The sequence below is a fragment of the Streptomyces niphimycinicus genome, from assembly GCF_018883605.1.
Classification (GTDB): Bacteria; Actinomycetota; Actinomycetes; order Streptomycetales; family Streptomycetaceae; genus Streptomyces; species Streptomyces niphimycinicus.
The window spans coordinates 1-13,430 of record NZ_JAHLEM010000520.1; the positions used below are offsets into that span (position 1 = coordinate 1).

General features: G+C 69.8%; 11 protein-coding genes. 7 read left to right on the plus strand and 4 right to left on the minus strand.

Features of this window, described 5'->3' with window-relative positions:
* From KN815_RS34580 to KN815_RS34605, 6 genes are all read left to right on the plus strand, one after another.
* The coding region (locus tag KN815_RS34580; RefSeq protein WP_216345801.1) for an RICIN domain-containing protein at positions 1-1,016 on the plus strand (1,016 nt) is incomplete at its 5' end.
* 188 nt (positions 1,017-1,204) lie between these two features.
* Positions 1,205-2,272, plus strand: a complete 1,068-nt coding sequence (locus tag KN815_RS34585) for a substrate-binding domain-containing protein (RefSeq protein ID WP_372458568.1) — start codon at positions 1,205-1,207, stop codon at positions 2,270-2,272.
* A gap of 51 nt (positions 2,273-2,323) precedes the next feature.
* The gene (locus KN815_RS34590; protein WP_216345803.1) at positions 2,324-3,412 is read left to right on the plus strand and encodes a mandelate racemase/muconate lactonizing enzyme family protein; all 1,089 of its coding nucleotides are present in this window, start codon (positions 2,324-2,326) and stop codon (positions 3,410-3,412) included.
* Entirely contained in the window at positions 3,409-4,488 is a 1,080-nt protein-coding gene (locus KN815_RS34595) for an ABC transporter permease (protein ID WP_216345804.1), read from the plus strand. Before KN815_RS34590 ends, KN815_RS34595 begins: the two co-directional genes overlap by 4 nt.
* Complete coding sequence (locus KN815_RS34600) at positions 4,485-5,561, plus strand: ABC transporter permease (protein WP_216345805.1); 1,077 nt, start codon at positions 4,485-4,487, stop codon at positions 5,559-5,561. The genes KN815_RS34595 and KN815_RS34600 overlap by 4 nt, the downstream gene beginning before the upstream one ends.
* Positions 5,558-7,102: a sugar ABC transporter ATP-binding protein gene (locus KN815_RS34605; protein ID WP_216345806.1), complete on the plus strand. Its 1,545-nt coding sequence runs from the start codon at positions 5,558-5,560 to the stop codon at positions 7,100-7,102. The genes KN815_RS34600 and KN815_RS34605 overlap by 4 nt, the downstream gene beginning before the upstream one ends.
* 51 nt (positions 7,103-7,153) lie before the next feature.
* Here KN815_RS34605 and KN815_RS34610 read toward each other — a convergent pair whose 3' ends face one another.
* Positions 7,154-7,870, minus strand: a complete 717-nt coding sequence (locus tag KN815_RS34610) for a GntR family transcriptional regulator (RefSeq protein WP_216345807.1) — start codon at positions 7,868-7,870, stop codon at positions 7,154-7,156.
* A gap of 183 nt (positions 7,871-8,053) precedes the next feature.
* On the opposite strand from KN815_RS34610, the gene KN815_RS34615 reads away from it, so the two are divergent.
* Positions 8,054-8,731, plus strand: coding sequence for a TMEM175 family protein (locus tag KN815_RS34615; protein ID WP_216345808.1), 678 nt, complete (start codon positions 8,054-8,056; stop codon positions 8,729-8,731).
* A gap of 102 nt (positions 8,732-8,833) precedes the next feature.
* On the opposite strand, the gene KN815_RS34620 is transcribed toward KN815_RS34615, so the two are convergent.
* The 3 genes from KN815_RS34620 to KN815_RS34630 form a co-directional block, all read right to left on the minus strand.
* Positions 8,834-10,669: a propionyl-CoA synthetase gene (locus tag KN815_RS34620; RefSeq protein WP_301184680.1), complete on the minus strand. Its 1,836-nt coding sequence runs from the start codon at positions 10,667-10,669 to the stop codon at positions 8,834-8,836.
* On the minus strand, positions 10,560-11,357 hold the full coding sequence (locus KN815_RS34625) for a YyaL domain-containing protein (RefSeq protein WP_372458567.1): 798 nt from the start codon (positions 11,355-11,357) through the stop codon (positions 10,560-10,562). Before KN815_RS34625 ends, KN815_RS34620 begins: the two co-directional genes overlap by 110 nt.
* 351 nt (positions 11,358-11,708) lie before the next feature.
* Positions 11,709-13,430 (minus strand): pectate lyase-like domain-containing protein (locus KN815_RS34630; RefSeq protein WP_253209419.1); only part of this gene is annotated, 1,722 nt, incomplete at its 5' end.

The window sequence follows — 13,430 nt, forward strand, 5'->3', positions numbered from 1 at the left end:
TCGTCAATCCGCAGGCCGATAAGTGCCTGGACGCCGCCGGTGGCAGTTCGGCCAACGGTACCCGGCTCCAGATATGGACCTGCACCGGTGCCACCAACCAGAAGTGGACGGCGCCGGACGGTGGCAGCACCCCGCCGACCGGGCCGGGAGCCATGGCCGTGGCCCCGTATCTCTACAACGGCTGGGGCAGCCCGCCGAGTCCCACCACCGTGATGAACGCGACCGGCGTCAAGTGGTTCACGCTCGCCTTCGTGCTCAGCAACGGCTACTGCAATCCGCAGTGGGACGGTGGCCGTCCACTCACCGGAGGCGTCGACCAGCAGACCATCAACACCGTGCGGTCCGCCGGTGGCGATGTCATCCCGTCCTTCGGCGGCTGGAGCGGCAACAAGCTGGAGAGCTCCTGCGGCAGCGCGGGCGAGCTGGCCGCCGCGTATCAGAAGGTCATCAACGCCTACGGTCTCAAGGCGATCGACATCGACATCGAGGCCGCCGCGTACGACAGCCCGACCGTCCAGCAGCGCACGGTCGACGCCCTGAAGACGGTCAAGGCCAACAACCCCGGTATCAAGGTGTACATCACCTTCGGCACCGGCCAGAACGGCCCCGACAACAGCCTGATCAGCAAGGCCGCCGCCACCGGCCTGGCCGTGGACAGTTGGACCATCATGCCGTTCAACTTCGGGGGAGCCGGGCAGAACATGGGCCAGCTCACCCTCCGCGCCGCCGAGGGGCTCAAGAACACGGTCAAGAGCGCCTACGGGTACACGGACGACCAGGCGTACCGGCACACCGGTATCTCCTCGATGAACGGCATCACCGACAACGGCGAGACCGTGACCGTGAGCGACTTCCGCACCATCCTGGGCTACGCCCAGCAGCGCCACCTCGCGCGGCTGACCTTCTGGTCGGTCAACCGTGACCGGCCCTGCACCGGTGGCGGAGCGGACACCTGCTCGGGCGTCTCCCAACAGCCGTGGGACTTCACCCGCGTCTTCGCCCAGTACGCCGGCTGAGTCAATTCAGGACACGCGTTTCCTATAGGAATCCGTTGAGGCGAGATCCGGCACCCGATCCACAGGGGTGCCGGATCTCGTGTTTGTCAGGGGTCTTGACGGGGAGGCTCGGCTGGCACACCATCGCGGCATCAATTTCCTATTTGATTCGTGGGGGTGCGGAGGTGGGTCTCCGGACTGGATCTGTACTGCCGGGAGTGGTGGCCGTCGCGGTGCTGGCCGCGGCTTCGGCGGGTTGCACGCTCAAGAACTCGGGTGAGCCGGCGGGCGGGCGGGGCCCCGCGTCCGCGCGGGCGGGCGGCGGCTCGGCCGTGCTCGCGGACGGGTCGGCCACCAAGGTGGCGCTCGTGCCCGGCGGCGCCCACCCCTACTTCCAGCCCTGGAAGTCCGCGGGCGCCGACGCGAAGAAGACATACCGGCTCGGCGACGTGACGTTCGACGAGACGGCGGAGTGGGATCAGCAGAAGCAGAACAATCTGCTGTCCACGCTCGCCGCGCGCGGCTACAACGCGTTCGGTGTCTTCGGGGTCTCGCCGACCGACATCAACACCACATTCGCCGACCTGAAGTCGCAGGGCCTCGCCGTGGCCTCGCTCGGCTCCTGCCCGGCGGGCAGGAACGAGGCCGACTTCTGTCTCTCCACCGATGTCGAACTCGCCGCGTACAAGGCGGCCAAGGCCGCCATCGACGCGATGGGCGGAAAGGGCACGATCGTCCATCTGACGGGCAACAACGTGGACGCCAACACCCAACTGCGGATCAAGGGCGTGGCCAGGGCGGTGAAGGAGACGGGCGGCAAGGCGAAGCTGCTCCAGACCGTCACCGACATCGACAAGGACCTCCAGACCGCGCAGAAGGCGGTGTCCGACCTGCTGACGGCCAAGGGCAAGCAGATCCAGGGCATCGTCTCCACCGCCTACAACCCGGCCGTCGCCGCCGCCGACGCGGTCAAGAGCTCCGGATCGCGGGCGAAGGTCGTCGCCATCGACGACGACGCCAAGATCCTCAGCTCGATCAAGCAGGGCACGGTCACCGCCACCGTCGTACAGAACCCGGTGGGACAGGCGGAGGTCGGGGCGTGGGCGCTCGCGCTGCTTCAGACGAAGCAGTGCACCATGCGCACGCCCGGCCGGTCCGTCGACTCCGGCTCGTTCGTCGTCACCAAGAAGAACGTCACGACCTACGACCGCGCGCGGAAGGCGAAGACCGGTCGGCTGAAGAAGCAGTTCGCCGACGACGTCCTCGCATGCGGCTGATCCCCGCCGTCCCCGCACTCAGAACGCTCTACAGAAAACGGGCATCACGAGATGAGCATCATCACGACCGCCACGGCCAAGCTGGCCGATATCGCCGTGGAGACGGACCGCACCGACGCGGTGCAGTCCTTCGTCAAGCAGGAGACGGTCCTGGTCGACCTCACCACGGTGGACGGCAGCACGGGGACCGGCTACGCCTACACCATCGGCACCGGCGGAACCTCCGTACTGGCCCTGCTGCGGGACCATCTGCTGCCCGCCCTCATCGGGCAGGACGCGCGCAACATCGAGGCGCTGTGGCAGCGGCTGTTCGCCCTGACCCGCGCCACCACCACCGGAGCCATCACCTCGCTCGCGCTGGCCGCCGTCGACACCGCGCTGTGGGATGTGCGCTGCAAGCGCGCGGGCGAGCCGCTGTGGCGGCTGGCCGGCGGCCACCGCCAGGACGTTCCGGTCTATGACACCGAGGGCGGCTGGCTCCACCTGACCCCCGACGACCTGGTGAAGGGCGCGCGCCAGGCACAGAAGGCCGGGTGGGCCGGTGTCAAGATCAAGGTGGGCAAGCCGCATGCCGCCGAGGACGCGGAGCGTCTGCGCGCCGTACGAGAGGCCGTCGGCCCCTCGCTGCACATCATGACGGACGCCAACCAGTCGCAGACGATGTCCTCGGCCCTCCAACTGGCGGCCGCGCTGGAGCCCTACGACCCGTACTGGATCGAGGAGCCCCTGCCGGCCGACGACATCAGCGGCCATGCCCGGCTGGCGCGTGCCACCCGGATTCCCGTCGCCGTCGGCGAGTCCCTGTACTCGCCCGCGCAGTTCCGCACCTACCTCGAGACGGGCGCCGCTTCCATCGTGCAGGTCGACGCCGCCCGCATCGGCGGGATCACCCCCTGGCTCAAGGTCGCCCACACGGCGGAGAGCCACAACGTCATGGTGTGCCCGCACTTCCTGATGGAACTGCATGTCAGCCTCGTGGCCGCGGTGCCCAACGGCAGGTTCGTCGAGTACATCCCGCAACTGCGGGCGGTCACCCGCGGCGAGTTGACGATCCGCGACGGGCGGGCCGTGGCGCCCGACGTTCCGGGGATCGGCATCGACTGGGACATGGACGCCATCGACGACCGGAGGGTGGCATGACAATGCCCGTCCTCCCGCCGGGCACCGACACCGGCCCCGCCGGGGCCACGCCACCGCGACCGGTGCACCGGCTGCCGTTCTGGGTCAACCAGCGGCTCGGGCTGCTGGTCCTCGTCATCGGCCTCAGCGCCCTGTTCGGCGTGTTGCAGCCGGCGTTCCTCGATGCACGGCTGGTGCTGTTCCCGCTGGTGCGGGACGTCTCGACGCTGACGGTGGTGGCGCTCGCCCAGATGGTCGTGCTCTCGGTGGGGCATATGAACCTGGCCGTCGGGCGGATGGCCGCCTTCGGGGCCCTGTTCGCGGGGTTCGGATACGACCGGCTGGACCTGCCACTGCCACTCGGCCTGCTGCTGTGCCTGCTGGCCGGGGCCGCCATCGGCGCGCTGACCGGCTGGATCATCACCCGTACCGGGGTCAGTTCCTTCGTGGTGACCCTGGCGATGGACTTCGCGCTGCTGGGACTCGTCTCCCTGCTCTACTCGGCCCTGACCGAGAACGCCGCCTTCACCAGCAGGCCGTCCGGGCTCGCGGAACTGCGCTCGTACTCGCTGGCCGACATCTGTGTCGGGCCCGTGTGCGGATCCCCGGTCATCCCGCAGTTGGCGCAGTTCACCGTCCTGGCACTGGTCGGCCTCGGTTTCCTGTACGCCCGCACCCGCATCGGCCGGGAGCTGCTGCTCACCGGGGCGAACCCCGCGGCGGCCGAGCTGTCCGGCATTCCCACCGGCCGCCGCCTCATCCTGGCGCACACCCTCTCGGGACTGCTCGCCGCGCTCGCCGGATTCATGGCCGCCGTCGGCACCGGAACGTTCCGCGCCTCCATCGGGGACGACTTCATGCTGCCGTCCTTCCTCGGCTCGGTGCTCGGCGGCACCCTGCTCACCGGTGGTGTCGTCTCCGTACTGGGCGCTCTACTGGGCACCTCCCTGGTCGGCGTCATCCGCAAGGGGCTCGATCTGCTCGGGGTCGGTCTGGAAAGCCTGAACATCTACCTCGGCTGCGTACTCCTGCTGGCCCTCTCGGCCGACCGGGTGCGCACCGTGGTGGCCCATCGCAAGGTGGTGCGCTCCACATGAACACGATCCGCGATCGGCGAGAGCGGGGCGCCGCGGTCCTGCGCCGCTTCTCCCGCTCCACGACGATGACCCTGCTGTGCGTGGTGCTCACCGGCTACCTCGCCCTGGGCGTGGCCTCCTCCGGCGCGTTCCTCGAAGGCCCATCGATACGGACCTTCCTGCGGTATCTGGCCACCCCTGTCCTCATCGGGCTGGCCCAGATGGTCGCGCTGTGCGTCGGACAGCTCAACCTCGCGGTCGGCGCGCTCGGCGGCTTCACCGCCTGCCTGATGGGTGTGCTGATGGCGGACCAGGGTGTGCCCGCCGGGGTCGCGGTGGCGGCCGGTGTGCTGGCGGCCACCGCCATCGGGCTGGTGACCGGCCTGTGCATCGTGGCGACGAAGATCAACGGCTTTATCGTCACACTCGGCACGATGACGATCCTCCAGGGGGCGCAGTACTGGCTGGTGGGCACGCGCACCGTCGACGGATACTCCGCGGGCCTGAAGGACCTCGGCAGGGCGGCCCCGCTGAACGTCCCGCTGGTGTTCGTCACCGCTCTGGCCGCCGCGGCCCTGCTCGCCGCCTTCCTGTACCGCGGCACCGCCGGCCGGCGGCTCCTGGCGGCGGGCGGCAACCCGCTGGCGGCCAGGCTCTCGGGCATCTCCACCGACCGGCAGATCGTGCTCGCCCACACCCTGTCCGGGCTCTTGATCGGCGTGGCCGCCCTGACCGCGACGGCGTCGCTGCCCGGAGTCAACCGCAGTGTCGGCGGCGACTGGCTGCTGCCCAGCTTCGCGGCCCCCATCATCGGCGGCGTGGCGCTCACCGGAGGGTCGGTCGCCGTGCTCGGCACGGTGCTCGCGGCCTTCGTGATGCGGCTCATCGACGCCGCCCGCGCACAGTTCTCACTCGACCCGAGCTGGGTGAACTTCCTCATCGGCGTGGTCGTGCTCGGCACGGTGGTCGGCGGCCGTATCCACCAGACCCATCTGGAGAAGCGGGGCGGCTCACGCGGCCGCGTACCACCCGCACCACCGCCGAATGACCCGCGACCGACCGCCGTCCTGCCGCACCCGGGAGGTTCCGGATGAGCAACGTCCTTCTCGAATGCCACGCCATCGTCAAGGTCTTTCCCGGCGTACGGGCCCTGGACGGCGTCGGACTGCGGCTGACCGAGGGGTCCGTCCACGCGCTGCTCGGCGAGAACGGCGCGGGAAAGTCCACCCTCATCAAGGTCCTCACCGGGGTGCACACGCCGGGCGGCGGCCGCCTGACCTGGTGCGGCGGCGAGGTCCACCTGCCCTCACCGCAGGAGGCCACCCGCACCGGCATCGGCGTGGTGCACCAGGAGCGCAATCTCATTCCGGGCTTCTCGGTGGCCGAGAACATCACCTTGCAGAGCCCTCCCTCGCACCGTGGTCTGATCGACCGCACGGCCATGACCGCCCCCGCTCTGAGGTGCCTCGGTGAGCTGGGCCTGGACCTCGACCCGGACCAGCCGGTCCGTGAACTGTCCGTGGCGCAACAGCAGTTGGTGGAGATCGCGAAGGCCCTGTACACCGAGAGCCGGGTGCTGCTCCTGGACGAGCCGACCGCGTCCCTCTCCCCACAGGAGGCGGAGCGCCTCTTCGAGGTCGTCCGGCGGCTGAAGGCCCGGGGGACATGTGTCGTCTTCGTCAGCCACAAACTGGAGGAGGTGTTCGCCCTCTGCGACACCGTCACCGTGCTGCGCGACGGCAGGTCCGTGCTCGAGTCCTCGCCGCTGGCCGACCACACCCACGACGACGTGGTCGGGCTCATGGTCGGCCGCGCCCACTCGGCCACCGCGATGCGTCCCCGCGAGGTGGACACGTCCGCGGCGCCGGTGCTCTCGTTCGACGACGTTTCCACCGCCGCCGGGCACCGGGACATCAGCCTGGACGTGCGGCCCGGCGAGATCGTCGGTCTGTACGGACTGGTCGGCGCGGGGCGCAGCGAACTGGTCAAGGCCATGCTCGGCCTCGACCGCGTCACCGGCGGCGAGATCCGGGTGCACGGCGAGCCGGTGCGCATCACCTCTCCCCGGCAGGCCCTGCACCGCTACGGCATCGGCTATCTCACCGAGAACCGCAAGGAGGAAGGGGTCTTCCTGGAGCAGCCCATCGCCCGGAACATCACGGTGACGGTGTGGAAGAGGCTGGCGAAGGCGTTCGGGTTCATCTCCGCGCGCGAGGAGCGGGCGGTGGCGCACGACCTCGTCGAACGTCTCGGCATCCGCATCTCCGGGCTCGGGCAGAACGCCGGTGAGCTGTCCGGCGGCAACCAGCAGAAGGTGAGCCTGGCGAAGTGGCTGGCGGCCGACACCCGGCTGCTCATCGTCGACGAGCCGACCGTCGGTGTCGATGTGCGCACCAAGCACGCCTTCCACGAACTCATCTGGGAGCTGGCCCGCGATGGCCTGCCCATCCTGCTGATCAGCAGCGACCTCGCGGAGATGATCACGCTCGCGGACCGGGTGGCCGTGATGGCCGGCCATCGGATCCGCGGTGAGGTGGACAACGACCGCGACTACGAGCGGATGAGCGGCCGGATCATCCGCGTCATCCACGACCGCGCGACCTCGGCCGTACGCCCGCGGGCGGTGGAGGCATGACCGGGCCGGGCTGACCCCGCCCCGGCCGCGCTGATGCCGGACGCCGCGCGGTCAGGACTTGTCGTTCTGGCTGAGCTGGCGCCGGAGGCTGCGGGCGAGGTGCTCCGCCATCGCCTCGGCCGCGCGGTCGGGGTTGCGGCGCAATATCGCGTGCAGCACCCGCTGGTGCTCGGCGAGGGTCGGGTCCTCGGCGTCGAGAACGCTGCTGAGCCTGAAGATATGCAGATGGGAATGGAGCCGCTCCACCGCGTCCGCGAGCAGCGGCCGCCCGGACGCCTGCGCGATCGCGTCGTGGAAGCGCTGGTCGAGGGCGGCGAAGTCGCGGTAGGCCGCATAGCGCCCGGCGGTCCCCGGACGGGACTGCATCTCCTCCGCGATCCGCTCGATGCCGTCGAGCTGGGCCTCACTGGCGTTGCCCGCGGCGAGCGCGGCCGCCCTCGGCTCCAGCAACTGCCGCATCTCGAAGAGCTCCTCGAGCCCCTGGCGGGTCAGCAGCTCGGTGGTGCGGTACCCCGAGAGCGGCCTCTTCACCACCAGCCCGTCGGACTCCAGCCTGGCCAGCGCCTCCCGGATGGGGGTCGGCGAGACGCTCAGAGCGCGGGCCAGGGCCTCGATGCTGACCCGCGCGCCGGGGGTGATCTCATGGTCCATGACCATGGCCTTGATGTTCTCGTAGACGCTGTCCGACAGGGCCTGACGGGCAGGCGACAGGTCCCGGCCGTGCCCTTCGCGCGGTGCCCCGAGCGCGGAGGTGTCGTGCGGTGGCATCCGGCCTCCTGGTACTGTTCGGGGCTTGTCGGGACAGCAACAGTTTACCCAGGTGAGGGACGCGGTTCAGGGGTGAGCCGAGTACGGCCCACGCTGTGCTGAGCTGCGGCGAAGCGAGACCCGGTATAGTCGTTATGGGTCATATTCGCCTGTTTGGGGGAAGTCGGGAAAATGGAGCCTGGCATGCCATCCCGTTTCCGTGTGCCCGCCCAGCGGTTCGCTCTTTCGGACACGGCCCGCGCCGAAGCGTTCAGCGACGGCGTCTTCGCGATCGCACTGACCCTCCTGGTGCTCGGCCTCACCACCCCCGCGCACCCGCCCGGCGGCCTGGGAGACGCACTCGCCCGCCAGTGGCCCGCCTACCTGGGATACGCCGCGTCCTTCAGCTACATCGCGGTGATCTGGCTCAACCATCACCGGGCCTTCCTGCGGATCCGCAGCATGGACCGGGGCCTGCACGCGGCGAACCTCTTCTTGCTCTTCACCACCGCGGCGCTGGCCTTTCCCACCGACGTGGTCGCCACCGAGCTCCAGGCCGACGCCTGGGGCACGGACGCGAAGGTGGCCGTCGTGCTCTACGCGGCCCTCGCCGCCGCGATGTGTCTGAGCTGGGCGGCCCTCTACCACCATCTGCACCGGCACCCCGAACTGCTGGAAGGCACCATCGAGCCCACCTACGTACGCCACGGCTCCCTTCGCTCATGGATCGGAGCCCTGAGCTACGCCCTCGCCGGGGTCCTGGGCGTCCTCGTCACACCGCTGGTCGCCCTGGGCGCGTTCGTCCTGCTCCCCATCTTCTACTTCACCACCAGCGAAGGGCTGCCGGGGAGCCAGGACGCGTCCGATGAGGCCGCCGCTTGAACTCGGACGCCGGATGCCCCGGCGGCGCCGGGGCAGAGCACCCGGAGGCAACCGTGCGCCCCGGCCCCCAGGTGGCCCCCACGTGCTGTCGGCGAGGGACGCTCACTCGGGGCGCAGCACCGGCCGCAGTGCGTCCAGCACCGACGGGTCCTCGATGGTCGACGGCACCGGTTCGTCGCGCCCGTCGGCGATTCCGCGCATCGTCTTGCGCAGGATCTTTCCCGACCGGGTCTTGGGCAGCGCCTCCACGACCGAGACGGCCCGGAACGCGGCGACCGGGCCGATATCCCGGCGCACCGCCGCGATCAGCTCCTCGCGGAGGTCTTCGCCGCTGATCTCGGCGCCCGCCTTGAGCACCACGAAGCCCCGGGGCAACTGCCCCTTGAGCTCGTCGTGCACCCCGATCACCGCACACTCGGCGACGGCCGGATGCGCCGCGAGCACCGCCTCCATCGCACCGGTGGACAACCGGTGCCCCGCGACGTTGATGACGTCGTCGGTGCGGCCCATGACGAACAGATAGCCGTCCGCGTCGCGGTAACCGGAGTCACCGGTCAGGTAGTAGCCCTCGTACTGGGACAGATACGCCTCGATGAACCGCTGGTCGTCACCCCACAGCGTGGGAAGCGCGCCGGGCGGCAGCGGAAGCCGGATCGCGATGACGCCCTCCTGGCCCGCGGGCAGTTCGGTACCGCCCGGGTCCAGGACCCGCACATCCCAGCCGGGAACCGGAACCGTGGCCGACCCGGGCTTGACCGGCATCGGCTCCAGACCGTGGAGGTTCGCCGCGATCGCCCAGCCGGTCTCGGTCTGCCACCAATGGTCGATGACCGGTGTGCCGAGGTGCCGGTGCGCCCAGTGGTAGGTCTCGGGGTCGAGCCGCTCCCCGGCCAGGAAGAGGGTGCGGAACGACGACAGGTCGTACTTCTTCGGCTCGGCGGCCCGCGAGTCGAGCCTTTTGATCGCCCGCAACGCGGTCGGAGCGGTGAACAGCGCCTTCACCCCGTGGTCGCTGATCACCCGCCAGAACGCGCCGGCATCCGGGGTGCCCACCGGCTTGCCCTCGTACAGCACGGTGGTCGCACCGATCAGCAGCGGCGCGTAGACGATGTAGGAGTGGCCGACCACCCAGCCGACGTCGGAGGCGGTCCACCAGACGTCGCCCGGCCCGATGTCGTAGATCGCGGCCATCGACCACGCCAGCGCCACCGCATGGCCGCCGTTGTCGCGCACGACCCCCTTCGGCCTGCCAGTGGTACCGGAGGTGTACAGCACATACAGCGGGTCGGTCGCCGCCACCGGGACCGGACCGGCCGGCTCGGCGCGGGCGACGAGATCCGCCCAGTCCACATAGCGCCCGCCGAGCCGCGCTCGCGCCCTGTCGCGCTGAAGGATGACGACCTGGTCCGGCTGATGGGTGGTCAGTCCGAGCGCCGCCTCGACGATGGGCTGGTACTCCACGACCCGCGTCGGCTCGATCCCGCAGGACGCCGCGACGATCACGGCCGGTTCGGCGTCCTCGATACGGGCGGCCAGCTCCTTGGGCGCGAAGCCGCCGAAGACCACCGAATGCACCGCGCCGATCCTGGCGCAGGCCAGCATGGCGATGACCGCCTCGGGCACCATCGGCATATAGACGATGACCCGGTCGCCCTTGGCCACGCCCAGCGAGCGCAGCGCCCCGGCGAAGAGCGCGACCTCGTCACGCAGCTCGGCATAGCTGAACCGCCGGACCGCACCGGTCACCGGGGAGTCGTAGATCAGCGCGGTCCGGTCGCCGTGGCCGTTCTCGACATGCCGGTCCAACGCGTTGTACGAGGTGTTGAGTTCACCGTCGGGAAACCACCGCACAAGCGGCGCACGGGAGTCGTCCAGGGCCCGGGTCGGCGGCCGGGTCCAGTCGATCGCCGCCGCCGCGTCCAGCCAGAACCCTTCCACATCCTCGAGGCTGCGGTGGTAAGTCTCGTCGTACGCGCCCATCAGCGCCCCTTGCGTCGCTCGGCCTTGCAAAACTGTGAGCAGTGTGACCCATCGACCGGACGGCGGCCAGCCCCGTCGGAGTGATGCCCGGCCGATTGCGGGTGCAGCGCGCCACGACCGCGTCCGCGCTGGTCGACTCCCTGGTCAGACAGGTCTCCGACAGCGCGGTGAGCAGCTTCAGCGCCTCCTCGCGGTAGCGCGGTTCGCCGGTCGCCCGCGACAGGTCGAGCAGGCCGCAGGCCATCACCGCCCCCGCGGAGGCGTCCTTGATGTCGTGGGGCGCTTGCGGCGCGAGATAGTCCCACACCGGTACATGGTCCGGGCTCAGCGCGCCCAGGGCGAAGTCGGCGAGTTTCCGTGCGGTGGTGAGGAACTCCCGGTGGCCGGTCCGGCGGTAGATCGTGGTGAATCCGTAGATCCCCCATGCCTGCCCGCGTGACCAGCAGGAGGCCGGGCTGTAACCCTGTACGGTGCCCGGGCCCAGGGGAGCGCCGGAGGCCGGGTCGAAGTCGTGGACATGCGGGGTCGACCCGTCCGGGCGGGGGAAGTTCCGCTGGGTGGTTCTCGCGTGTTCCACGGCGATATCGAGGTACTTGCCGTCCCCGGTCTGGCCGCTCGCGAACGCCAGCAGATCGAGGTTCATCATCGTGTCCATGATGACCCGGCCCGCGTTCCCCGGATCGTTCAGCGCTCCCCAGGCCCGGATGAAACGGCCCTGCGGGTTGTACCGCCGGATCAGCGAGGAGGCCGCCCGGATCGCCCCCGTCCGCCATGTGTCATCGCCGGTGAGCCGCCACGCGGTGACCCAGGAGGGGGCAGAAGAGGAATCCGAGGTCGTGGCATCAGTGCCCGTCCATCACGAGAGGGGAATCCGACAACGACACGCGGTCCGTGCGTGTGCTCAGCCGCCTGTGGGGCGCGGGCGAGGTACCCGCGCCCCACAGGCGAACCGGTGGAACGGGTGGAGCTGGTCGAGTGCGTCGGGGAAGCCGGAGGATCAGGGGTACTCGGTCACGTTCGCGACGTTGCTGCCCGCGTCCGAGGGGCCTCCGGTGTCATTGATGACATGGTTGATCGTGCCGGTGCCGCCGAGCGAGACGGTGACCATGTCGTGGAATTTCACCTCCGGGGTCTGGGGGACCTCGAAGGCGTGCTCGGCGGTGACGGACTTGTTGGTGTTGAAGAAGCAGTAGCTGCCGAGGCCCCACGCCTCATGGCGCTTGACCGAGTCGGCCACCTTGTAGGCGGCGTATCCCTTGGTGGAGCCGTTCATCCAGGCGTCCTGGTCGGGCGGGTCGTAGGGCATCTCGTTCTGGTAGAAGTACGTGCGGCCACCCTCGCCGTTCCAGGTGGTCTGATGCTTCTGGTAGTGCTCCACGAACAGGCCGTACATGGTCACGTCGTCGCCGTTGACGACGAGCCCCTGGTCGGCCGTGTTGGAGTCCCAGCCGACGCCGTCGCCGTGGTCGGCGCGCCAGATCCAGGTGTGGTCGCCGATCACATTGGAGCTGCCCACCACCAGGCTGGTGGACGCCTTGCCCACGCCCGCGCCGCCGACCCGGAAGAACACATCGTGCAGCGAGGTGGGGTTGTCGGCGTGGTTCGCGGAGGAGTCCTTGGGGCCGACCTCCATCAGGGTGTCGGAGTTCTCGGTGCCCGCGTCGATGAGCAGGCCCGCGAGCTTGACGCCGTCGACGTCGGCCACCGTCATCGCCGAGACCCCGTTGTCGGGAATCAGCGTGGCCAGCCCCAGGCCCAGTACGACGGTGTCGGGATGGGTCACCTTCAGCGGCGCGTCCAGGTGGTAGACCCCCGGGGTGACGAGCAGGTGCTTGCCCGCGTCGAGCGCCGCGTTCATCTCCTCGGCCGTGTCACCCGGCTTGACGATGAAGAAGTCGTCCAGCGGGATCGAGGTGCCCTTCGGCGCACCGGAGGACCAGGACGTACCCGTCGAGTCCTTGCGCACATCCGGCGCGAACACCTTGTAGGCGCCGTCGTCGTCGACGTACAGGAACGGCTTCTCACGGGATACGGGTGTCTTGTCGACCCGGGTGTACGGCGGGTTGGGGAAGTTCCCGGCCGGGGCGTTCCGCGCGCCGACGAACACCATGTTCCAGTTGGAGCCGGTCCAACCGCCCCATTCGGTGTTCCGGGAGAGCCACTGCTGCTGCGATCCGGACCGCACCTGCCCGTCGACCTTGGTGTCGGCCAGCAGACCGCCGCTGGACCAGCCGCCGTCGTCGAGCTGTAGATCGCCCTTCAGATGCATCCGGCGGTACGGGGCGGCCTGCGATACGGCCCAACGGTCCGCGCCGCCATCGGGGTTGACGGCGAGGTTCTCGGCGTCGCGCCAGAAGTTCTGCGTGGCGTTGCCGTCGAACCAGTCGGCCTCGGCGTGCACCTGGCCGTTGATGGTGGTGTCGTCGGGCGACAGGCCAAGGCCCGCCACCTGGGTGTAGAAGCCGACGTTGGCCTTGACGTCGTAGGAGCCGGGCTTGAACAGCAGGGCGTGCCGGGCCTGGCCGAACTGGTTCTTCTCCTGCTCGCCGAAGACCGAGTCGAGCTTGCCCTGGATGTCCTGGGCGGACATCGACGGGTCGAAGATCTGCACATTGGGACCCAGATCCGGTTCGGCGTCCGCGCCGTGTGCCGCCGGTACGGTCAGCGCCGCCGCGGCGGCGCCGGCCAGCGCGGCGAACGCGGCGGTCCAGCCGGCGAC